This window comes from Achromobacter sp. RT286_PF (assembly GCF_059760425.1).
This window is the reverse complement of sequence record NZ_JCBAMR010000049.1, coordinates 1-21,127: the sequence shown is the minus strand read 5'-3', so window position 1 is coordinate 21,127 and position 21,127 is coordinate 1. Positions and strand designations below refer to the sequence as shown.

Below are 21,127 nucleotides of genomic sequence, written 5' to 3'. Positions count from 1 at the left end.
TTGCCACGCCGCTTGCACTGCATCCGCCGTCATGTCGCGTGGCCAGAATCCCCGCGCAAGGCGGCGACCAACGGCGACCGCGCACGCCGCGATTCTTTTTCATGAAGTTTTTCTTACAACGCGTCGTCCCGGGCCTGCCAGTACGTCTAGTAACAAGCAGAAGCCATGGACGCGCTGTTGCGGGCAAAAGCCGTAACGAAATTGTCGCGTAGCGCTGCACGGTAGCGGCCGGCACCGACCGGTTTTCACACAAGGAACTGAGTGCATCGTCATGCATGATTTCGAAAGTAGGGGTAGCGCGTTGCGCGCCATATTGCGCCGTGCGCCGCATGCGTTTGCCTTGGCCATTGCCATGAACGGCGCCCTGGCGCAGGACACGCCCACGGGCGTAGAGCGCCGCGTCAACATCAACGAATACATCGTGCGCGGCAACACCGTGCTGCAAGCGCGCGACATCGAGCGCGCCGTCTATCCCTATCTTGGGCCTGACCGCACGCTGGCCGATATTGAATCGGCGCGCGAAGCCTTGCAGACGATTTATCAGGAACAGGGCTACCAGTCCGTCTATGTGGACCTGCCCGAGCAGCAGGTGGCCGATGGCATCGTCTTCCTGCAAGTGTCAGAAACCAAGATCGGCCGCGTGCGCGTGGTGGGCGCGCAGCACTATTCGCCGCTGACCATTCGCGACGAGGTGCCCGCATTGCAGGAAGGGCAGGTGCCTAACTTCAACCAGGCCCAGGCCGAGCTGACCGGGCTGAACAAGGGCGCCGGCCGTCAGGTGGTGCCGCTGGTCAAGGAAGGGCGCTTGCCGGGCACGATGGACGTGGACCTGAAGGTGGAAGACAAAAGCCCCTGGCATGCCAGCGTCGGCTTGAACAACGACTACAGCGCAGATACCTCGCGCCTGCGCAGCACGGCCTCGCTGGGCTATGACAACCTGTGGCAGCTGGGCCATTCCGTCAGCCTGACGTTCTTTACCGCGCCGCAGGATACGGACAACGCCAAGGTGTGGTCGGGTTCGTATTCGATGCCGCTGGCGCCGCGCTGGGCCTTGCAATTCTCCGGCTACAAAAGCGACAGCAACGTGGCCACCATCGGCGGCACCAACGTGCTGGGCAAGGGCTATTCGTTCGGCTTGTCGGCGATCTACACGATGGACCCGCAAGGCGACTGGAGCAATTCGCTGTCCCTCGGCCTGGACTACAAGAAGTTCGACGAGTCCACCCGCTTTGGCGCCAACGAAGACCAGATTCCCATCAAGTACCTGCCGTTCACGCTGGCCTACAACGGCTACCGCTACAGCGAGTCCTCGCAAAGCAGCCTGGGCTTGTCGCTGGTCGGCGCCAGCGGTTCCTTCTTCAACCAGGGCAGCGACTGGAAGGAATTCGACGACAAGCGCTATCAGGCCAACCCCAGCTTTGCCCTGGTGCGCGGCGACGGCACGCACACGCAAAACCTGTTTGGCGACTGGCAGCTGGGCCTGCGCGGATCGTTCCAGCTGGCCTCGGGTGCATTGGTGTCCAACGAACAATTCTCGGCGGGCGGCGCGACCAGCGTGCGCGGGTACCTGGCGGCCGAACGCACGGGCGACGACGGCATCCTGGCGTCGCTGGAATGGCGCACGCCGTCGCTGGCGCGCTGGCTGGGCGCGAACGTCAACGAATGGCGCTTCTACGCTTTTGCCGACGCGGCCAGCCTGCGCTTGCACGACCCGCTGCCTGAGCAGGATTCGCGCTATTCGCTGGCCAGCGTAGGCCTGGGCACGCGCCTGCAAATGATCGATTGGCTGTCGGGCTCGCTGGACTGGGGCTATCCGCTGAAAGACGGCCCCAATACCCGCAAACACGATCCCCGCCTGAACTTCAGCGTGCGCGCCAGCTTCTGAGCGTACGCCACTTTTCCATCCCGGAGTCTTACTCATGCAACGCCTATTGATGCTCCTGCTAACCGTGCTGGCCGGCGTCTTGCCGTCGGCCGCCAACGCCTGGTGGCAACCGGATTGGCAGTACCGCAAGCAAATCACCGTTGACAGCACCGCGCAGGGCCTGCCGCTGGGCGGCCCCGCCGGCCGCACGCCGCTGCTGGTGCGCCTGCATACGGGCAACTTCACCTTTGACGGCATCAACGAGAAGGGCGCCGACATCCGCTTCGTGGCGGCCGACGATCAGACCGTGCTGAACCACCAGCTGGAATCGTTCGACCCCTTGCTGGGCATGGCGCTGGTGTGGGTGGACGTGCCGGAACTTGCCGACGGCCAACGCCAGGACATCTGGATGTACTACGGCAACCAGAAGGCGCCCGCGTCCGCCAATGGGCAACTGAGCTTCGACCCGAACTACACGCTGGTCTATCACTTTGACGGCGCGGCCGGTGCGCCGCCGCGCGACACCACCGCCTACAGCAACCACGGCCAGACGCCGACGGGCGCAGCGGTCGACGGCGTGATTGGCCGCGCCGCGCAGTTCACGGGCAACGCGCCGCTGATGCTGCCCGCCAGCCCCTCGCTGGCCATCCCGGCCGCGGGCGCGTTCACGTTCAGCGCCTGGGTGCGCGCCGACCAACCGGCCGGCGAACAGCTGGTCTATGCGCGTCGCGATGCCGGCAACGCCTTGCTGATCGGCATCAACCAGGGCGTGCCGTTTGTGGAAGTGAACGGCCAGCGCAGCCAGCCCGGCCAGCCGCTGACGCCCGCCGCGTGGCAGCACCTTGCCGTGACGGCCGATGGCAGCCAGGTCCACCTGTACGTGAACGGCCGCGCCACCGCGTCGCTGGCCGCCAGCCTGCCGCCGCTGGCCACGCCTGCCGCGCTGGGGGGCGACGTGCCGATGCCGGCCGCCTCCGCTGCGTCGGCCACGTCGGCAACGCCTGCCACGCCGGCGACGAATTCGGCGAACTCCGCGAACTCCGCGAACGCGGCGAATACCGCCAGCGGTGCGGCCTCCGCCGACGCCGCCGCGCCCGCTGCCGCACCGCGTCCGGTGTACGCCCCGTTCGTGGGCGCCATGGATGAAGTGCGCCTGTCCAAGGTTGCGCGCCCCGCCGCGCTGATCCACGCCGACGCCGCCTCGCAAGGCGCCGAGTCGCGCCTGGTGGCTTACGGCGCGGATGAAGAGCAGTCGGGCTTCGGTTTCGGCGGCCTGGGCTTTCTGCTCAAGGCCGTGCCGATCGACGCCTGGATCATCATCGGCGTGCTGGTGCTGATGATGGTGCAGTCCTGGATCATCATGTTCAAGAAAAGCCGCAACGTGGCGCGCGTGGCCGCCGCCAACGAGGTGTTTCGCGACAGCTTCGCCACGGTCGGCCAACGGCTGGAATTGCTGGCCGATGACAACGCCTTGGCGCAACGCCTGGCGAACGCCTCGCTGTGGCGCTTGTACCGCGTAGCCATCAACGAAATCCGCACGCGCCGCGCGCAGGGCGCCGACACGACGTCGATTTCGGCCGCCACCATCGAAGCCATTCGCGCATCGATGGACGCCGTGCGCACCAAGGAAAACCTGGCGCTGGGTTCCAAGCTGGGTTCGTTGTCCAACGCAATCGCGGGCGGCCCCTACATCGGCCTGCTGGGCACGGTGCTGGGCATCATGGTCGTGTTCCTGGGCACGGCGATGGCGGGCGACGTGAACATCAACGCCATTGCCCCCGGCATGGCGGCCGCCTTGCTGGCCACCGCGATGGGCCTGTTTGTGGCCATCCCCGCGCTGTTTGGCTACAACCGCCTGGTGTCGCGCAACAAGGAAGTCAGCGCCGACATGCGCGTGTTCGTCGACGAATTCATCACGCGCCTGGCCGAAGTGCACGGCGAGACCCAGGCGCAGGAAGCGGCGCATCACACCGCCCCGCGCGCGGCTGCCGCCGGCCACCCCGCCATGCGCGAGGCGCAGCCCGCGCCCGCCCACGCGTAAGGAGCACAGCATGGCTTCCGTATCCACTTCCCAGGACGATGATGACGACGCGCCCGTCGACGGCATCAACATCACGCCGCTGGTCGATGTGCTGATGGTTGTGCTGGTCATGTTCATCCTGACCGCCACCGCGCAGATCGCCGGCATCAAGGTCAACCTGCCCAAGGCCAGTTCCACCATGGCGTTGTCGCAGCCCAAGACCAAGGCGATTTCCGTCAACGACGCGGGCCAGGTGTTCCTGGATGCCTACCCGGTCACCTTGCCCGAACTGGAAGACCGGCTGCGTACCGAGAAAGCACTGAACCCCGACTTCCCGGTGATTGTGCGCGGCGACGCCGCCGTGCAGTACCAGAAGGTGGTGGAAGTGCTGGACCTGCTGCGTCGCCTGGAGCTTGCGCAGGTCGGCCTGGTTACCGGCAAGCCGCAATAGGGCCGGGAACCACGTCATGTCGCAACACGCATCCGATCCCTTGCGCGGGCCGCATCCGGCGCGCCGCTGGCTGAAGCTGGCGGCCGTGGCGGTGGCGGCCGTCGTGGCGGCCTATGCGCTTTGGCGCTGGGCCAACGATATGTCCGGTGTCCGGCGCGATGCGCCCAAGGTCACCGCCATCATCCCGCTGCCCCCGCCGCCGCCGCCGCCACCCGAACCCGAGAAGCCGCCGGAAACCGAGCCTCCCAAGGAAGAGCCCGTGGCCACGCCCGAGCCCGAGCCGCAGCCCACGCCCGAACCGCCCAAGCCGCAGGACGAGGCGCCGCCGCGTCCGGCCGACGACCTGGCCAACCCGATGCAGATCGACGGCGATGCACAAGCCGGCAGCGACGCCTTCAACATCGGCGCGGGGCAGGGCAAAGGCATGTCGGGCGGCGGCGGTGGCCGCGCGGGCAATGCCACCTACAGCCAGTACCTGGCCTATGCGCTGCAAAAGATCCTGCGCGAAGACGAACGCACCCGCAACCTGACCTTCCGCCTGCAAGCCAACATCTGGCTGACGGCAGCCGGCCAGATCACCCGCGTTGAATTGACGCGCGGCAGCGGCGATGCCGACGTCGATGCCCGCGTGATCGCCGCCTTGCGCGCGGTGCCTGGGCTGGACGAGCGCCCGCCGGCCTCGGCCAACATGCCCATCCGCGCGTCGCTGACTGGCCGCCGCCCGTCTTGATGTCCCAAATTGAATTGATCCTGGAGTGACAACAGCATGAAGTTCCCTTTGAACCGGTTGGCGGCATCGCTGGCGCTGGCCGTGGCGGGTGCCGCCTGCCTGCCGGCGCACAGCGCGCCCGCGCCGTCCGAGAACGCCACCATCAACCTGATCCGCCTGCTGGTGCAGCAAGGCGTGCTCAAGCCCGAACAGGCCAATGCGCTGGTCGCGCAGGCGGAAGCCGAAGCCAAGGCGGCCCGCCAGGCCACGCCCGACCGGGGCGCCGCCGTCGCGCAGGCTGGCGATGTGCGCGTGCCCTACATTCCCCAGACCGTGCGCGATCAGATTCGCGACGAGGTCAAGGCGGAAGTCATGGTGCAGGCCAAGGAAGAAAACTGGGCGCAACCCAATACGTTTCCGGATTGGGTATCGCGCATCACGGTGGAAGGCGACGTGCGGGTGCGTGACGAATCGCGCCTGTACAACGGCGGCAACAGCAATGAAATCACCGACTTCGCCAAGCTGAACGCCAATGGGCCGTACGACGTCAACCCCAACACCAACGGCGGCTATCCGCCCATGCTGAACACGCGCGAAGACCGCCGCAACCAGTTGCGCATCCGCGCCCGCCTGGGCGTGCGCGCGGAAATCTCGGATGCCTGGACGGCCGGCATCCGCCTGGCCACCGGCAGCGACGACAGCCCGGTATCCACGTCGCAGACGCTGGGCGGCGGCATGGGCAAGAAGGACATCTGGCTGGACCAGGCCTACCTGACCTATCGCCCGGCCAAGTGGGCCACGGTGACCGGCGGGCGCATCGCCAACCCGTTCGAATCGACCGACACGCTGTTCTCCAACGATCTGAACTTTGACGGTATCGCCGCCATCTTCAAGCAGCCGCTGCAAGGCCGCGACGTGACGCTGTTCGGCACGCTGGGCGCGTTCGCGACGGAATACGCGAACAACGGCTGGAGCTCATCGTCGATGAGCGAAGGCGAAACGGAAAACAAATGGCTGCTGGGCGGGCAGGTGGGCGCCGACTGGAAGATCAACAACCAGAACAGCCTGCGCGGCGCGCTGGCCTACTACCACTTCGACAACATCGCGGGCAAGCGATCCAGTTCATGTTCGCCGTGGGCGGGCGCCGAAAGCTGCGACACCGACTGGTCGCGCCCGGCGTTCATGCAAAAGGGCAACACGCTGTTCCTGCTGCGCAACATCGCGCCCAACCCGCTGAACCCGGCCGACACGCCGCAGCCGCAATACGTGGGCCTGGCGTCCAAGTTCGATCTGCTGGACCTGAACCTGCGTTGGGACACGCGGGTTTTCGACGGCCTGGGCCTGCGCCTGAACGGCAACTACATCCGTAACCTGGCCTACAGCAAGAGCAAGATGGCGAGCCGCTCGCAAGGCTACATCGTCAATAACTTCGGCGACAACGGCGACATCGAAAGCGGCCCCAACGCCTGGATGCTGCAAGCCACCTTGGGCCGTTCGTACGACCTGAAAGACAAGGGCGACTGGCTGGCCTTTGTTGGCTACAAGTACATCCAGCCGGACGCGCTGCCCGACGCCTACAACGATTCGTCGTTCCACCAGGGCGGCACCAACGCACGCGGCTACTACATCGGCGCGGGCTATGCCTTCGAAAAGAACGTGTATGGCGTGTTCCGCTGGATGAGCACCAAGGAGATCTACGGTCCGCCCTTGGCCATCGACACGATGCAGTTTGAAATCAACGCCAGGTTCTAAGGCCATGGACATGCATACCGTTTGGGATGAATCCCGCCACGCGGCCACGACGGGACGCGGGCGGCGCTTGGCGGCGGCCGTGGCCTTGTGCGCGGCCGGCTTGAGCGTGGCGGGCGGCGCGCGGGCCGAAAGCATGGAAGAGCGCCTGCGCGCGCAGCTGCGCAGCACCACGCAGCAGCTACAGCAGCTGCAAAGCGAGCAGGCGCAGATCAACGCGGCCAAGACGGCGGCGGAAACGCAACGCGACGCGGCGCAGAAAGAACTGGAGTCGCTGCGCGCGCAGTTGGCCAAGACCCGTGGCCAGGCCGAAAAGCTGGCCGGGCAACAGGACGCCGTGGCGCAAGCCGCGCAGTCGCAGGTCGCGGCCAGCCAGGCACAGCTGGGCAAGTTCAAGGGCGCGTACGACGAGCTCTTGACCTTGTCGCGTGCCAAGGAAGCGGAGCGCGCCGCGCTGGCCCGCACGGTGGCGCTGCGCGATGCAGACATCAAGACCTGCGTGGCCAAGAACCGCCAGATGTACGAGGCGGGCAAAGAAATTCTGAACGCCTACGAAGGCATCAGCACGGGCGACATCCTGGCCATCAAGCAGCCCTTTGCCGGCAAGGCCCGCGTGCAGTTCGAAGAGCAGGCGCAGGCCTATGGCGATCAGCTGTACGACGCGCAGGTCGCTGGCAGTCAAGCCGCTGCAACGTCGCGCCCGTAGCCTTGCTTGCCCCAATTGCTTGCCCCAAATTGCTTGCCCGAATTGCTTCCTCCGATTGCTTCCCCATTTTTCAGGACCCTCAGAATGACCGAAACCAGCTTGATTCTTGATGTCGATGCCGAACGCCTGCAAGCGTTGCTGCAATCCGTGGGCTACCGCGTCACGCTGTCCGAGCAGAACGGCATGGAGCAGTTGCTAAGCGCCAGCCAGGGCGTGGGTTTTGCCGCCCGCATGGGCAACCCCGCCCAAGAGGACGGGCATTTTCTGGACTACACGCTGAGCTGCGCGCTGCGCGTGCAGGGCGACGTGCCCGCCGGCCTGGCAGAGCGCTGGAACGTGGAAAAGCGATTTGCCCGGCTGACGGTGCAAGGCGTGTTCCTGGTGCTGGAGCTGGACGTGATCGTGGCGGGCGGCGTGTCCGAATCGTATCTGCGCGCCACGACGGAATTGTGGGACCGCTTGCTGCAAGAGTTCCTGCTGTTCCTGCGCGCCAATGCATCGCCGCAGGGGGACGTCAATGCGTTGGAAACGCCGGCCGACTCGTTGGCGACTGCGTAACGTGGATAGCCTGAAGGGATAGAACCATGAACCAGACCCTGACCGCCAACAAACAGCTGCGCGTCACGGCGGCGGTGTTGCTGATCGCCGTGCTGGCGGGCGCCGTCGCGTTGATGCGCGGCAAGGATGCGCAAAGCAGCGAGGCGTCGCCCACGGCTGCGGCCGCCGCATCGGCCTCGGCCCCCGCTCCCGCATCCGGCTCGGCGAAGGCGCGAACGCTCGCCGCCACGGCAGCCACCGCCACGCCATCCGCCAACGCCACCGCCAAGCCGCAAGCAAACTCGCCCCAGCCCCAACCGGCCACGGCCATCGCGACGCTGGGCGCCGTACGCGTGGATCGCGATGAGCTGCTGCGGCAATTGCAGGCCTTGCCGCCGCAAGCGCGCCAGCAGTTGCAGGACAACCGGGCGGGGCTGGAGCAATGGCTGCGTGCCCGGCTGGCAGAGAAGGCGCTGATCGAGCAGGCGCGCGCGCAGGGCTGGCAGGATCAGCCGGAAATCCGCCGTGCGGTGCAGGCGGCCGAGGAACGCATCGTGATGCAAAGCTATCTGGAGTCGGTCAGCCGCGCGCCGGACGGCTACCCCACCAACGCCGACCTGCAAGCCGCCTACGAACGCGCCAAGCCGCAGTTGGCCGTGCCCGCGCAGTACCACGTCAGCCAGATCTTCCTGCCCGCGCCGCTGGGCGATGCCGACGCCGTTGCCGCTGCGCGCAAGCAGGCGCAGGACCTGGTCCGCCGCGCCCAGGCGCCCAAGGCCGACTTCGCGGCGCTGGCGCAGGCCAATTCCCGAGACGAGACCACGCGCGCGCAAGGCGGTGACATCGGCTTCGTGCCCCTGGCGCAATTGACGCCGGAAATGCGTCCGGTGGTCCAGCAGATGAAGGCGGGCGATGTGTCGGCGCCGGTGCAGTCGGCGGCCGGCTTTCACATTTTGAAGCTGACGGCGTTGCAACCGGCCGGCGTGACGCCGTTCGACCAGGTCAGCCAGCAACTGCGCGCCGCGCTGCGCAGCCAACGTCAGGAACTGGCCGCGCGGGCCTATATGGAGGGCTTGCTGAATGCCGGAACCGTCAGCATCGATGGCGCGGCACTTAACGCCGCATTCGAGCAAAGCACGGCGGCAACGCCCGGCCCGACCTCCGTCGCCCGCGCTCCGTAAGCGGGCGGCTGCCGTGGACGATGCGCCGGCAAGCACGGTGATCCACGCGCCGCCCGGCGCTGCGGACGCAGCAGCTGACCATGGCGTCACGCTGGCGTTGGACTTGCGGCTGACGCTGGCCCTGGGCACGACGCGCGCACCGTCTACGTTGCAGGGCGCTGCCCCGCTGTTGCAGGCGTTGCGGCAGACGTTCCCGGACGACTTGGCGCGCTGGTTTCCGCTGGTGCCGTTATGGCCACCCGAGCCCGGCCTGGCATTCGGCATGGACGTGTCAGACCTGCGGGTGCTGTATCGGGCGCTTCGGGTGGTCTGGTTGGCCGAGCTGGTGTTCGGCGGCCGGGACGAGGGACAGCGCTGGTTGCGCAGCCCCAAGCGCCGGCTGCTGGGCCGAGTGCCATTGCTGCTGTGCCAGCACGGGCGCTATGCCGGGTTAATCGAAAGCTGGCTGATCGATATCGACGAAGGCAACGGACCATGATGATGCTGTGGCGCTTGAGCAATGCCGGCGATCTACAGCCGCGCGCCTGCCCCCCCGGCCGCTGGCATGGCGCGGGCGTGCCGGTCATCGTGCTGGAGGCCAGCCCGGCGGCGGCGGTGCTGGCGCGGCTGGTGTTGGCCGAGGTGACGCACCCCGACGCCTTGCCGCGCGGCTATCAGCTGCTATCGGTGACGACGCCCGGCCGTTCGGTCAGCGTGGCCGATGCGCCCGCGCCCGGGCAGACGGATCTGCGCGCCACCCGGGCGATAGGCGACGCGTGGGCGGCCAGCGGCCAGTCCTTGCTGCTGCGCGTGCCGGCTACGTCCGGCGGCTTTCAATACCTGCTTAATACCGCGCATCCCGACATGGGGCAGTGCCGTGTCACCGCGTCGTCCGCCTATCCCTATGCGCCGCACTTGGGCGCCATGGCCAAAGCGATACGCGACGGCGCCGATTGGCTGGCCGCCGCCGGCCAGGGCGGGGCGCGGGAGGGATCGGCCGCTGCCGTCGAAGGCGCCGCGCGGGACTAGAATGTTGCACAGCCGGCGCTACGCCGCATGCAACTTTGTTCCGTCAGGAGCCCGCCGTATGACCGTCATCTCCGCTGCCCTTACCGCCGGCGCAGCGTTGCCTGCCACCACCGCGCAGGTGGACATAATTTCGATCCAGTCCCAGGTGGTCTATGGCTACGTGGGCAACAACGCGGCCATGCCGATCTTTCGCCGCGCCGGGTTGCGAGCCATCGCGGTGCCGACGGTGCTTCTTAGCAACACGCCGCACTACCCCACGCTGCATGGCGGGGCGGTGCCGCTGGACTGGTTCGCCGGCCTGTTGAAAGGGCTGGACGAACGCGGCGTGACGCGCGTGGCGCGCGCCGTGGTGTGCGGCTACCTGGGGCAGCCGGGGCAGGCGGATCTGCTTGCCGCCTGGCTGCCCGCCCTGCGCGCCGCGCGGCCGGACGTGCGCGTGCACATCGACCCGGTCATGGGCGACCGCAACGACGGGCTGTATGTGGACGCGGGCCTGGTCGCGCAATACCGCGACCTGCTGGTGCCCTTGGCCGACGGCATGACGCCGAACCATTTCGAACTGGAAATGCTGGTGGGCCGGGCGTTGTCGACGCTGGACGAGGTGGCGGCGGCGGCGCGCGAACTGATGGCGCTGGGGCCGACATGGATTGTCGTGACCAGCGCGGCGCCGATGGCGGCGGCGCCCGGGACCTTGCAGCTGGCGGTGGTGACGCAGGACAAGGTCAGCGTCGTGACGCATCCGGAAATCGCCATCCCGCCGTCGGTGCACGGCACCGGCGACGTGTTCATGGCCAGCGTCACCGCCCGGCTATTGACCGGGCTGGATCTGGTGGACGCGGTGCGCGAGGCGGCCGACGAGGTCACGGCCGCGCTACAGCGCACGCGCGAGCTGGGCTGGGAAGAGCTGGCGGTGGAAGGGTAGGCGGTGGAAGGGTAGGCGGCGGAAGGGTAGGCGATACGCCGACCCCTGGCGCCCAAGCCGGGGCTCAGTCGCCAAGCCGCAGCCGCAGCCCGCTACCCAGCAACGCTGCGGCGCGATCCCTTAATACGTCTTGTACGGCAGGAATTTGCCGCTCATCACGATCTGCACGCGGTCGCCCTTCGGGTCGGCTTCGCGTGACAGGTCCATCTTGAAGTCGATGGCGCTCATGATGCCGTCGCCGAATTCTTCGTTGATCAGCGCCTTGAACGTCGTGCCGTAGACGTTGATCAGTTCATAGAATCGGTAGATCAGCGGGTCGGTGGGCACGGTGCTGGGCAGCGAGCCCTTGTAGGGCACCACTTGCAACTGCACCACGGCGTCGTCGGGCAGGTCCAGGATGCGGGCCGCGGCCAGCGCCTGTTCCTCGGTCAGCGTCATCTGGCCCAGCAGCGCGGCGGTGGTCCATTCCTTGCTTTGGCCGACGGCGTCGGCGATGGCGGTCCAGGACAGCTTCTTTTCCAGCTTGCGGGTAACGACCAGTTCGGTCACTTCAGCGCGGGACATCATGATGGGGTTCACTCCTTATGGGATGCCTTGTCGACCAGGAAGTCGACGAGATGGTTACGGATGTCGTAGTAGCGGGGTTCGTGGTGCAGGCTGGCGCGCGTCCGGTCGCGCGGCAGGTCCACGCTGACGGACTCGGCAATGCGGGCATAGGGGCCCGCGCTCATGAGCAGGATGCGGTCCGACAGCAAGATGGCTTCGTCCACATCGTGCGTGATCATGAATACGGTCTGGCGAGTCTGCTGCACGATGGCGCGCAGCTCGTCCTGGATGGTGCCGCGCGTCAGCGCGTCCAGCGCGCCGAAGGGCTCGTCCAGCAACAGCATCTTGGGCTGGATGGCGAAGGCGCGGGCGATGCCCACGCGCTGCTTCATGCCGCCCGACAATTCGCTGGGCTTCTTGGCGGCCGCATGCGCCAGGCCCACCATGTCCAGGTAACGCATGCTGTGTTCGCGGACCTGATCGCGGCTGTACGCGGGCCAACGCGAGCGCACGCCGAATTCCACGTTTTGCAGCGCCGTCAGCCAGGGCAGCAATGCGTGCGCCTGGAATACCACGCCGCGTTCCAGCGACGGGCCAGAGATCTGGCGGCCGTCCATGATGACGACGCCTTCATTGGTGTCGTCGATGCCGGCCAGCACATTCAGGATGGTGGTTTTGCCGCAGCCGGAATGGCCGATTACGCAGACGAACTGGCCCTGTTCGATATCGAAGTCGATGTCCTCGAACACCGGTGCTTGGGGCTGCCCATTGCGCCCGGGATAGCGTTTGCCCAAGCCCTGGACTTGCAGAAATGCATGGGTCATGACGTCATTCCCGATAGCTGACCAGCCGCGCGGCACGTGCCAGCACGGTGTCCAGCAGCATGCCGATCAGGCCGATGAAAAATATCGCGCAGATGATGTTGGCGATGGACAGGTTGTTCCATTCGTTCCAGACGAAGTAGCCGATGCCGGTGCCCCCGATCAGCATTTCGGCGGCCACGATCACCAGCCACGCAATGCCGACCGAGATGCGCATGCCGGTCATGATGGTGGGCGCGGCGGCGGGCAGGATGACTTGCAAGGCGGTGCGCAGGCGCGACACTTCCAGCGTGCGCGCCACGTTCAACCAGTCCTGCCGTACGGCGCCCACGCCGAAGGCGGTGTTCACCAGCATCGGCCACAACGAGCAGATGAAGATGACGAAGATGGCGGAGGTGTCGGCGTCCTTGATGGTGTAGAGCGCCAGCGGCATCCAGGCCAGCGGCGAGATGGGTTTGAGCACCTGGATGAAGGGGTCGAACGCGCGGTAAACGGTCTTGGACATGCCGATCAGAAAGCCCAGCGGGATGGCCACCAGCGCGGCCAGGCTGAAGCCGGTCAAGACGCGCGCCACCGAATACGCCAGCTGCACGCCGATGCCCTTGTCGTTGGGGCCACGGTCGTAGAAGGGGTCCTTGATGTGTTGCCACAGCTTTTCTCCGACCTCGGCGGGGCCGGGAAACGGCGTCTTCGACCCGCTGGCCGCGGCGTTGCCGACCAGCGCGGCATAAGCCGGGTCCACCGCCACGCCGCCCGTGTCGGGGCGGGTGGCGGCGTGCCAAAGCAGCAAAAACGCCAGGAACAGCGCGACGGACAGAAACGTTGCCCGCCAATATTGCACAGACCGCATCAGGTTCTCCGGATCTTGAAGCTGGCCAGATAGGCCTCGGGCTGCGCCGGATCAAACGGCTTACCCATGACGCTGAAGGTCTTGGCCGATTCCGCCGGCGGCGTCAGGCCGGCTTCGCGCATCAGGCGCACGGCGTCGGTAGCCAGGAAGACGTCGGCCGCGACCTTCTGGTAATCGATGTCGCCCTTGACCTGGCCCCAGCGCTTCATCTGCGTCAGGATCCATACGGCAAACGACTGCCATGGCATGGGATCGAAGTCGATGCGGTTGGGGTCGGTCAGCACTTTGCCCAGGCCATCGGCATAGGTGCCGGTCAGCACTTGTTCGACGACGGTGACGGGCTGGTTCAGGTAGTTGGGGGCGGCGATGACGGACGCGATCTCTTTGCGATGCGCGGCATCGCGAGCGTAGGCGGTGGCTTCGATGATGGACTTGAGCAAGGCCTGGTAGGTGTTGGGCATGGCCGTCACGAATTCCTTGCTGGCGGAAAACGCGCAGCAGGGGTGGCCGTCCCAGATGGCTTTGGACAGGGTGTGGATGAAGCCGACGCCGTCGTACACGGCGCGTTGGTTGACCGGGTCGGGCGCAAGAAAGCCGTCGATGTTGTCGGCGCGCAGGTTGGCGACCATCTCGGGGGGCGGCACGGAGCGGATCTGCACGTCGGTGTCGGGGTCCAGGCCGTGTTCGGCCAGGTAGTAGCGCAACAAGTAGTTGTGCATGGAAAAGTCGAACGGGACGGCAAACTTGAAGCCCTTCCAGTCTTTGGGGTCGCGCCGGTCTTTGTGTTTCATGGACAGGGTGATGGCCTGGCCGTTGATGTTTTCAACGGCGGGCATGGTCCATGGCACGGCGCGGCTGGCGCCCACGCCCATCGAGATGGCCAGCGGCATAGGCGACAACATGTGGGCGGCGTCGTATTCGCCGGACATGGCTTTGTCGCGAATCAGCGCCCAGCCGGCGGTCTTGACGACTTCTACGTCCAGGCCTTGCTTGGCGTAAAACCCCATGGGGTGCGCCATGATGATGGGCGTGGCGCAGGTGATGGGGATGAAGCCGACTTTCAGTTTCTGCTTTTCCAGCGGGCCGGTGGATTGCGCGAAGGCTTCGCGGGCGGCGGCCAGCGGGAAGATCGACGCAATGGCGGCCATGGCGGTGCTGCTGCCCACGGCGCGCAGGAAGCGGCGGCGCAGGGCGTCTTGCGGGAACAGGGCGCGCATGACGGCCTGGTCGACGGCGTTGCTCGTGGTGTCGTCGTGGCTGGCGCGGAGTTGGGCGGCGCCTTGGCGGGCAAGGGCGGCGGCTGCCTCCGTGGCCGATTGCGTGGCGCGTTCGTGGTCGGCCTGCGAGGCGTGGCGGCCGCAGCCGCAGGCAAGGCGGCTGTTGGCGTCGAACGGGTTGCTGAATAGGGACATGGGATGGCTCCGGCCAGAAGGGTTGGAGCCATCATGGGGCCGGGCGCGTGGCGCCGGTATCCCGGGTTCGACGATATGCGTGTAGTGCGTGTACTACGCGGTGCGCGGGCGCGCCGCGCTGGTGCGCCGGGGGGGCTAAATCGCACCCAGCTGGTGCGTGTTGGCGTAGGCGACCAGCTCGACCAGGGTGCGCACGCCCAGCTTTTCAAAGATGCGGCTGCGGTAGGTGGAAATGGTGTTGACCGACAGCGCCAGCTGTTCGCCGATGGCAGAGACGGATCGCCCGGCAACCAGCAGTTGCAAGACCTGGAATTCGCGGTTGGACAGCTGTTCGTGCGGGGGGCGGGTGCTGTCCTGGCGCACGGTGTGGGCAAGCAGTTCGGCCACGGCGGGGGTGACGTAGAGTTTGCCGGCGGCGGCGTTGACCAGGGCGGACAGAAGTTCGTCGGGGTCGCAGCCTTTGTTCAGGTAGGCGTGCGCGCCGGTGCGCAGGGCGCGCACGGCAAACTGGGTTTCGGGGTAGACGGACAGCATGACGACGCCAAGCGCGGGGTAGTCGGCGCGCACGGTTTTCAGGACGTCCAGGCCGTCGCGTTCGCCCAGCGCCACGTCCAGCACCATGGCGTCGTAACGGGTCTGGCGCAGGGCGCGCAGGGCCGAGGGGGCGTCGGCGGCTTCGTGTACCAGGGCCACGCGCGGGTCTTCTTCCAGGATGCGGGCCAGGCCGCGCCGGATGATGAGGTGGTCGTCGACGATAAGCAGGTTCAGGGCCATGGGGCGGGACAAGTAGGGTTCAGGCGCAGGCGGGATTCAGGCGCGGGTAGGATTCAGACGCAGGCGGGCGCGCATGCCGGCGCCGGGGGCGCTGTCCAGGGCAAGGTCGCCGCCGATGCCGCGCGCGCGTTCGCGCATGCCCAGGATGCCGAAGGTGTGGCGGGCTTCGGGCAGCTGCATGCCGATGCCGTCGTCTTCAACGGTCAGCAACAGCCCGTCGTCGCTCCAGACGGCGCTGACGCTGACGCTGCGGGCGCAGGCGTGGCGCTGCACGTTGGTCAGCAGTTCCTGGACGATGCGGTAGACGGCGATTTCCGCGTTGCGGTCCAGGCGGCGGCGTTCGGTGTCGGGCGGGCACAGGTAGCGGCATTGCAGGCCGGTGCGGGTCTGGAGGTCTTGCAGCAGGGTTTCCAGGGCGGCCCACAGGCCCAGGTGGTCAAGTACGACGGGGCGCAGGTCGCTGAGGATGCGGCGCGTGGCGCCCATGGCGGTCTGGGTGACCTCAAGCATGCGGTCGACGTGGGATTGCAGGGCGGGGGTGGCGCCAAGCTGGCGGCGCAGCCAGTTCAGGTCCAGTTGCAGGGCGGTGAATGAGGCGCCCAGATCGTCATGGATGTTGCGGGCAATGTGGGCGCGTTCTTCTTCGCGCAGGGTGGACAGGTGCGAAGACAGGCGGCGCAGCGAATCGTGGGCATTGCTGAGTTCGGCGGTGCGTTCGCCCACGCGGCGTTCAAGCAGGGCCTGGGTGCTATGCAGTTCGCGTTCGATGCGTTTGCGGTCGGTGATGTCTGAAAACGTGACCACGGCGCCGACCACTTCGCCATCATTGCGGATGGGGTACGAGGCGTACTGGGCGTCAAAGCAGGAGCCGTCGCGGCGCCAGAGCACTTCGTCGTCCACGCGCACGCCACGGCCTTCACGAAAGGCCTGGAAGATGCGGCAGTCATGCACGGGCATCAGGGCGCGGTCGGCGTGGGAGTGGTGGATCAGGTAGTGCATGTTGCGGCCTACGACTTCGTCGGGGGTATAGCCCAGCAAGGTGGCGCCCGCGCCATTGATGAAGATGCAACGGCCACGCAGATCAATCCCGTAGATGCCTTCGCCGGCCGATTCCAGCAGCATTTCCAACTGACGGCGCCAGGCGGCGTGGTGGGATAGGTGGTTCAGGTCGGCAAACATGATGGGGTTTATTGCGGGGCGAGGGCGGATTTTTTGGGGAAGTTTACGGGAGGCTTGGCGCGGGAGAGGGGAGGGAATGCCCTTGGTGCGTGAGGGATTGAGGCACTAGAGGTGGGGTTCTTGAGGCGCTTGGTGTGAGGGGCGTTGGGCGATCGGGGGGCGGTTCCTGAGATGCTCAAGGCGGGGTTCTTTAGACGCCCGGGGCGGCGGAAACTTGTCGGTCGTTGGGGCGGGCGGTGTGCTTGGCATGCTTCTGTGAGGCCGGTGGGGGAGTGGAAGAGTGTGCAGTGCCGCCAAAGCCGGCCGCGCGGGCGGCCTCTTTTGGCATGTGGTTCGGTGGCATTTTGCGGGCGTGATTCGACGGACCTAGCCTCGGCACCTGACGCGACGGTACTTTGTAGGATGGGCGAAGCGCGGCACGCCCGGCACTGCGGGGAAACCCGATATAAAAGTTTGCATGGCGTCCATGATCCAGGGTTATGCCTCGGCCGTCCGCCAACACCGTCCGCGTGCTGAATCTTCAATCTAATCAGCGCTTTGGCCACAATCCCAGCCCTGGCCACCGCCCGCCGCAACCCAACTGCTCACGGTATCGCAAAGTCGCGAAGGCATGCATGCTTCTTTCCTACGGTCGCGCGCGCCATTCACCGCCGCCATCTGCCACCCCCCCCGGCACTCGAACCCCATTCGAAACGAACCCCTGGAGATTGACATCGTGAGTAACGCATCCCCCGCCCGCAAAATGCGCCTGGCAGTCGCCCAGATGGGCGCCGTGAACCTTGCCGACACCCGCGCGGTGGTTGTGCGCCGCCTGGTCGAGATGATGCGCGAGGCCGCTGGTCGCAAGGCGGAATTTGTCGTGTTTCCGGAACTCGCCCTGACGACCTTCTTTCCGCGCTACTGGATGGAAGATGCCGAAGCCGTGGACCGCTTCTTTGAAAAGTCCATGCCCAATGCCGATGTGCAGCCGCTGTTCGACACCGCGCGCGAGCTGGGCATCGGGTTTTACCTGGGCTATGCGGAAGTGACGCCGGAAGGCCGCCAGTTCAACACGGCCATCTTGGTTGACCGTACGGCCAAGATCATCGGCAAGTACCGCAAGATCCATCTGCCGGGGCATTCCGACCACAAGGTTGATGCACCGTTCCAGCATCTGGAAAAGAAGTTCTTTGAAGTCGGCGACCTGGGCTTTGGCGTGTGGGAGACCAACGACGTCAAGATCGGCATGTGCCTGTGCAATGACCGCCGCTGGCCCGAGACGTACCGCGTGATGTCGCTGCAAAGCGCCGAGCTGATTGTGCTGGGCTACAACACGCCGTCGCTGAACATCCATTGGAACGAACCGGCGCACTGGCGCACTACCACGCACGAGATCGTGTTGCAGGCCAGCGCTTATCAGAACGCGGTGTGGGTCGGCGCTGCCGGCAAGTGCGGCCATGAAGACGGCCACCACATGATTGGCAGTTCGATGATCGTGGCGCCGTCCGGCGAGATCGTGGCGCGTTCCAGCGGCGAGGAAGACGAGGTGATTACCGCGAAGATCGATCTGGCCATGGGCCAGACCTTCCGCGAACACGTCTTCAATTTCGCTAAACATCGCAGCCCGCAGCACTACAAGCTGATCACCGAACGCACAGGCGCGGGTGATCCGCTACCCGTGCCGGACGTGGCCTAAGCCCGGTTGAAAATTGCCTGCGTTATCGCAGGCAATTTTTTTGGAGACCAGGGATAGCTGCGCCAGGGAATGCCTTCAATGGAGGGCTGGGGCTCATCCAGGAATGCCAGTGGCAATGGATGGTGAAGGTTCAACCCGGAGTGGAGGCAGGTGCACCAAAAGCTCCCCGCGTGAGTGCGGGATCTCGACAATCCGGCCCTCGATCATCACACCCGAGGACCGCGCTGCTAGACTGCCTTCGGCCCTTTGATTCGTTGACCCTCTTCAGGCACTGATCCCATGCGCTTTATCGACACCGAACAGACTCGCGGCGCCCTGTCATTCGACGCCGTCATCCCCGCCCTGCGGGAAGCCTTCCGCGAAGGCGCCACCGTGCCCGCGCGCCACGTGCACGCCATCCGGTCGGGCGATGCCCAGGGCACCACGCTGATCATGCCGGCCTGGAGCGACCGAGGTTATTTCGGCGTGAAGATCATCAACATCTTTCCCGAGAATACGCACCAGGGCCTGCCCGGCCTGCACGCCACCTATAACCTGTACAGCGCCACGACCGGTGTGCCGATCGCGCAGGTGGACGGCGATATCGTCACCGTCTACCGCACCGCCGGCGCGGCCGCGCTGGGTGCCGACTATCTGGCGCGCAAGGAGGCGAGCACGCTGCTGGTCGTGGGCTCGGGCCGCATCGCCGGCCTGCTCGCGCAAGCGATGCGTACGGTGCGCCCGATTCAGCGTGTGTTGGTGTGGAATGTGCGCCAGGCCGGCGCCGATGCGCTGGCCGAAACGCTGCGCGTACAGGGTTTTGACGCCCAGGCCACGTCCGACCTGGAATCCGCCGTGCGCGAGGCCGACATCATCAGTTGCGCCACCCTGTCTACCGTGCCGCTGATCCAGGGCGCCTGGTTGCGCCCGGGCGCGCACCTGGACCTGATCGGCAGTTTCACGCCCCAGATGCGCGAGACGGATACGGCTTGTTTTGATGGCACGTCGGTGTACGTCGATACCGACGAGGCCCCCACCAAATCCGGCGACCTGCTGTCGGCATTCGAGGCCGGCGTGCTGACCCGCGAGGCGATCCAGGGCGACCTGCACCAGCTGACGACCGGCGCCCGCCAGGGCCGGCGCAACGATCAGGAAATCACCGTGTTCAAGGCCGTGGGCAGCGCGCTTGAGGACTTGACGCTGGCGACGCTGGTGTATGAATCAACGAACGCAGGGTGATTGCGAGGTGATTGCGAGGTGATTGCGGGCTGTCGCGGGCTGTTGCCCGCGATGCCCGCGCATTACGGCACCAGCGACAAGCCCACCCGGAACTGCGATTCGTTGCGCTGGTTGTAGCCCAGCAGCGTTTCGCCGTACCCGTTGAAATACTGCAAGTGCAGATACCCGTTCATATTCAACCACGTGCGTTGCAGCGGCCAGGCAAAGTCCAGCTGCGTCGTGCGGCGCTTCTGGTCGCCTTGGCGGTACATCGCCGACACCACCGCGCCGTTGTCCTGCGCCCAGCGCAATTGCCAATCCACGTGGCCGGCGTAGTCGGCGTAGTCGCGGTTTTCGTCGGCCACGCTGAAGTAGGCCTTGACCTTGGGGGCGAAGGTCAGCGTGCTGCCGCCATCAAAGCGATAGTGAAAGCGCGGTTCGATGTAGCCGTCGTTGACCGAGCGCGAGTCGTCGCCGTCCTTGCCGTTCGAGCTGTGCTCGACCCCGGTGTTCATGCCGAAGCGCCAGTTCTGGTTGGCGGACTGCCAGATGTTGTCCGACAGCCAGAAGGCGCTGGGGTTGAACGTGGTGTCGATGAAGGGCATCGAATCGCTTTGCAAGTCCCACAGCGAGGTCTGGGTGTAGGCCAGGTAGAAGTTCTGGCCCCAGGTGGCCGGTTGGTCGCCGGCGGGGCTGAACAGGCGGTACTTGGCGCTGATTTGGAAGCGGGCGGTGGTTTGGCCGCGCGTGCCGATATCGAAGTAGACGGGCTTGTATTCCGAGATGGAACTGCGGAAGCGGTCGAACGCCGTTTGCGGCTGCACGCTGGGCATGACGGCGGCGTCGGGCGCCGGGCCGCCTTCGGGCGATGCGCCGACGGCGGTCACGGCGGCAACCGGTACGGGTTCGCCGCTGCGCGCGTCAACGACGGGGCCTTGGGCGGGGCGGCTGGCGACGGTGCCGGCGTCGCGGCCGGTCGCGTCCAGCGCCATCATGGAAGGTTGGCCTTCAATGGAGACTGCTTGCAGGCCGTGGGCGGTGCTGGGCACGACGGCGGTCCACGCCATGCGCGCAAAGTTGTTGACGGGCACGCTGTAGCTGGCACGGTCGCCGGCCAGTTTGGCCAGGCTGCGGACAATCTGGCCGTCTTGGCTGCGCCATTGCAGAACCAGTTCCGGCGGGGCTTCCCAATTGGCGCGCGCGCTGCCTTCGTTGAAGAACACAGCTTCGATGGTGACGGTTTCGCCGGGCGCGGCCGAGGGGCGGTCCAGGCGGTACGACACGCCCGCGGCGGCAGAGCCGGCGGCGCCAAGGGCAACGGCGGCGGTCAGGGCGCGCAGGGCGAAACGGCGATGAGCAAGACGGCGTAAGGGCATGGTTGCGTGTGTTGTTCTTGTGACGAGGCAATGTAGCATCGCGCGCCGCAACTGTTTGTAAGGCAGGCTTATCGGATGTAGGAGGTGTAATAAACAGGCGTTACGCGGCGTGTCGCGGGCAGACATGGCCCATGCAATAAGGCCCCGCGC

At 66.2% G+C, this 21,127-nt stretch carries 20 protein-coding genes; 13 read left to right on the top strand and 7 right to left on the bottom strand.

The features are described 5' to 3' along the window. The first annotated feature begins 271 nt into the window (after positions 1-271). The 11 genes from AC6LJY_RS25250 to pdxK all read left to right on the top strand — a co-directional run bounded on the left by AC6LJY_RS25250 (position 272) and on the right by pdxK (position 11,147). Positions 272-1,885 (top strand): ShlB/FhaC/HecB family hemolysin secretion/activation protein, encoded by a 1,614-nt coding sequence (locus tag AC6LJY_RS25250; RefSeq protein WP_498137022.1) that lies wholly within the window; start codon positions 272-274, stop codon positions 1,883-1,885. 34 nt (positions 1,886-1,919) lie between these two features. Next, complete coding sequence (locus tag AC6LJY_RS25245) at positions 1,920-3,905, top strand: DUF2341 domain-containing protein (protein ID WP_498137021.1); 1,986 nt, start codon at positions 1,920-1,922, stop codon at positions 3,903-3,905. Between the two features lie 10 nt (positions 3,906-3,915). Further along, positions 3,916-4,335 carry an ExbD/TolR family protein gene (locus AC6LJY_RS25240; RefSeq protein WP_046804844.1) on the top strand — a complete coding sequence of 140 codons (420 nt, stop codon included), beginning with the start codon at positions 3,916-3,918 and terminating at the stop codon, positions 4,333-4,335. Positions 4,336-4,351: 16 nt separating this feature from the next. Next, on the top strand, positions 4,352-5,065 hold the full coding sequence (locus AC6LJY_RS25235) for a TonB C-terminal domain-containing protein (RefSeq protein WP_046804845.1): 714 nt from the start codon (positions 4,352-4,354) through the stop codon (positions 5,063-5,065). A gap of 36 nt (positions 5,066-5,101) precedes the next feature. Then, positions 5,102-6,796 carry a putative porin gene (locus AC6LJY_RS25230; RefSeq protein ID WP_104144096.1) on the top strand — a complete coding sequence of 565 codons (1,695 nt, stop codon included), beginning with the start codon at positions 5,102-5,104 and terminating at the stop codon, positions 6,794-6,796. A 10-nt stretch (positions 6,797-6,806) separates the two neighbouring features. Continuing rightward, the gene (locus AC6LJY_RS25225; RefSeq protein ID WP_240433934.1) at positions 6,807-7,499 is read left to right on the top strand and encodes a DNA repair protein; all 693 of its coding nucleotides are present in this window, start codon (positions 6,807-6,809) and stop codon (positions 7,497-7,499) included. An 84-nt stretch (positions 7,500-7,583) separates the two neighbouring features. Beyond that, entirely contained in the window at positions 7,584-8,057 is a 474-nt protein-coding gene (locus AC6LJY_RS25220; RefSeq protein ID WP_498137020.1) for a YbjN domain-containing protein, read from the top strand. 26 nt (positions 8,058-8,083) lie between these two features. Next, on the top strand, positions 8,084-9,217 hold the full coding sequence (locus tag AC6LJY_RS25215) for a peptidylprolyl isomerase (RefSeq protein ID WP_498137019.1): 1,134 nt from the start codon (positions 8,084-8,086) through the stop codon (positions 9,215-9,217). A 13-nt stretch (positions 9,218-9,230) separates the two neighbouring features. Then, on the top strand, positions 9,231-9,695 hold the full coding sequence (locus tag AC6LJY_RS25210; protein WP_498137018.1) for an MbcA/ParS/Xre antitoxin family protein: 465 nt from the start codon (positions 9,231-9,233) through the stop codon (positions 9,693-9,695). Further along, positions 9,692-10,225 carry an RES family NAD+ phosphorylase gene (locus AC6LJY_RS25205; RefSeq protein ID WP_498137017.1) on the top strand — a complete coding sequence of 178 codons (534 nt, stop codon included), beginning with the start codon at positions 9,692-9,694 and terminating at the stop codon, positions 10,223-10,225. Before AC6LJY_RS25210 ends, AC6LJY_RS25205 begins: the two co-directional genes overlap by 4 nt. A 58-nt stretch (positions 10,226-10,283) precedes the next feature. Continuing rightward, positions 10,284-11,147, top strand: coding sequence for a pyridoxine/pyridoxal/pyridoxamine kinase (gene pdxK, locus AC6LJY_RS25200; RefSeq protein WP_046804851.1), 864 nt, complete (start codon positions 10,284-10,286; stop codon positions 11,145-11,147). A gap of 120 nt (positions 11,148-11,267) precedes the next feature. Here the strand turns inward: pdxK and cynS are convergent, their stop codons facing one another. From cynS to AC6LJY_RS25170, 6 genes are all read right to left on the bottom strand, one after another. Beyond that, positions 11,268-11,711, bottom strand: a complete 444-nt coding sequence (gene cynS, locus AC6LJY_RS25195) for a cyanase (RefSeq protein ID WP_046804914.1) — start codon at positions 11,709-11,711, stop codon at positions 11,268-11,270. Between the two features lie 11 nt (positions 11,712-11,722). Then, the gene (locus AC6LJY_RS25190) at positions 11,723-12,517 is read right to left on the bottom strand and encodes an ABC transporter ATP-binding protein (protein ID WP_498137016.1); all 795 of its coding nucleotides are present in this window, start codon (positions 12,515-12,517) and stop codon (positions 11,723-11,725) included. A gap of 4 nt (positions 12,518-12,521) precedes the next feature. Further along, positions 12,522-13,364, bottom strand: coding sequence for a nitrate ABC transporter permease (gene ntrB / locus AC6LJY_RS25185; protein ID WP_104144089.1), 843 nt, complete (start codon positions 13,362-13,364; stop codon positions 12,522-12,524). Then, positions 13,364-14,776, bottom strand: coding sequence for a CmpA/NrtA family ABC transporter substrate-binding protein (locus tag AC6LJY_RS25180; RefSeq protein WP_219990671.1), 1,413 nt, complete (start codon positions 14,774-14,776; stop codon positions 13,364-13,366). The genes ntrB and AC6LJY_RS25180 overlap by 1 nt, the downstream gene beginning before the upstream one ends. A gap of 135 nt (positions 14,777-14,911) precedes the next feature. Next, positions 14,912-15,550: a response regulator gene (locus AC6LJY_RS25175; protein ID WP_046804855.1), complete on the bottom strand. Its 639-nt coding sequence runs from the start codon at positions 15,548-15,550 to the stop codon at positions 14,912-14,914. A 36-nt stretch (positions 15,551-15,586) separates the two neighbouring features. Beyond that, positions 15,587-16,729, bottom strand: coding sequence for a sensor histidine kinase (locus tag AC6LJY_RS25170; RefSeq protein WP_104144087.1), 1,143 nt, complete (start codon positions 16,727-16,729; stop codon positions 15,587-15,589). A gap of 742 nt (positions 16,730-17,471) precedes the next feature. On the opposite strand from AC6LJY_RS25170, the gene AC6LJY_RS25165 reads away from it, so the two are divergent. Next, complete coding sequence (locus tag AC6LJY_RS25165; RefSeq protein ID WP_498137024.1) at positions 17,472-18,404, top strand: N-carbamoyl-D-amino-acid hydrolase; 933 nt, start codon at positions 17,472-17,474, stop codon at positions 18,402-18,404. A gap of 279 nt (positions 18,405-18,683) precedes the next feature. After that, a complete protein-coding gene (lhpI, locus tag AC6LJY_RS25160) occupies positions 18,684-19,622 on the top strand; it encodes a bifunctional Delta(1)-pyrroline-2-carboxylate/Delta(1)-piperideine-2-carboxylate reductase (protein ID WP_498137015.1) in 939 nt (312 codons plus the stop codon). 62 nt (positions 19,623-19,684) lie between these two features. Here the strand turns inward: lhpI and AC6LJY_RS25155 are convergent, their stop codons facing one another. Further along, the gene (locus AC6LJY_RS25155) at positions 19,685-20,977 is read right to left on the bottom strand and encodes a phospholipase A (protein WP_498137014.1); all 1,293 of its coding nucleotides are present in this window, start codon (positions 20,975-20,977) and stop codon (positions 19,685-19,687) included. Between the last annotated feature and the right edge of the window lie 150 nt (positions 20,978-21,127).

Bases quoted from the DNA above. Each gene is read 5' to 3' on its own strand.
- AC6LJY_RS25240 (WP_046804844.1), top strand. From the start codon at position 3,916: ATGGCTTCCGTATCCACTTCCCAGGACGATGATGACGACGCGCCCGTC.
- AC6LJY_RS25250 (WP_498137022.1), top strand. From the start codon at position 272: ATGCATGATTTCGAAAGTAGGGGTAGCGCGTTGCGCGCCATATTGCGC.
- AC6LJY_RS25230 (WP_104144096.1), top strand. From the start codon at position 5,102: ATGAAGTTCCCTTTGAACCGGTTGGCGGCATCGCTGGCGCTGGCCGTG.
- lhpI (WP_498137015.1), top strand. From the start codon at position 18,684: ATGCGCTTTATCGACACCGAACAGACTCGCGGCGCCCTGTCATTCGAC.
- AC6LJY_RS25235 (WP_046804845.1), top strand. From the start codon at position 4,352: ATGTCGCAACACGCATCCGATCCCTTGCGCGGGCCGCATCCGGCGCGC.
- AC6LJY_RS25220 (WP_498137020.1), top strand. From the start codon at position 7,584: ATGACCGAAACCAGCTTGATTCTTGATGTCGATGCCGAACGCCTGCAA.
- AC6LJY_RS25205 (WP_498137017.1), top strand. From the start codon at position 9,692: ATGATGATGCTGTGGCGCTTGAGCAATGCCGGCGATCTACAGCCGCGC.
- AC6LJY_RS25165 (WP_498137024.1), top strand. From the start codon at position 17,472: ATGCGCCTGGCAGTCGCCCAGATGGGCGCCGTGAACCTTGCCGACACC.
- AC6LJY_RS25245 (WP_498137021.1), top strand. From the start codon at position 1,920: ATGCAACGCCTATTGATGCTCCTGCTAACCGTGCTGGCCGGCGTCTTG.
- pdxK (WP_046804851.1), top strand. From the start codon at position 10,284: ATGACCGTCATCTCCGCTGCCCTTACCGCCGGCGCAGCGTTGCCTGCC.
- AC6LJY_RS25190 (WP_498137016.1), bottom strand. From the start codon at position 12,517: ATGACCCATGCATTTCTGCAAGTCCAGGGCTTGGGCAAACGCTATCCC.
- AC6LJY_RS25180 (WP_219990671.1), bottom strand. From the start codon at position 14,776: ATGTCCCTATTCAGCAACCCGTTCGACGCCAACAGCCGCCTTGCCTGC.
- ntrB (WP_104144089.1), bottom strand. From the start codon at position 13,364: ATGCGGTCTGTGCAATATTGGCGGGCAACGTTTCTGTCCGTCGCGCTG.
- AC6LJY_RS25225 (WP_240433934.1), top strand. From the start codon at position 6,807: ATGCATACCGTTTGGGATGAATCCCGCCACGCGGCCACGACGGGACGC.
- AC6LJY_RS25215 (WP_498137019.1), top strand. From the start codon at position 8,084: ATGAACCAGACCCTGACCGCCAACAAACAGCTGCGCGTCACGGCGGCG.
- AC6LJY_RS25175 (WP_046804855.1), bottom strand. From the start codon at position 15,550: ATGGCCCTGAACCTGCTTATCGTCGACGACCACCTCATCATCCGGCGC.
- AC6LJY_RS25170 (WP_104144087.1), bottom strand. From the start codon at position 16,729: ATGTTTGCCGACCTGAACCACCTATCCCACCACGCCGCCTGGCGCCGT.
- AC6LJY_RS25155 (WP_498137014.1), bottom strand. From the start codon at position 20,977: ATGCCCTTACGCCGTCTTGCTCATCGCCGTTTCGCCCTGCGCGCCCTG.
- cynS (WP_046804914.1), bottom strand. From the start codon at position 11,711: ATGTCCCGCGCTGAAGTGACCGAACTGGTCGTTACCCGCAAGCTGGAA.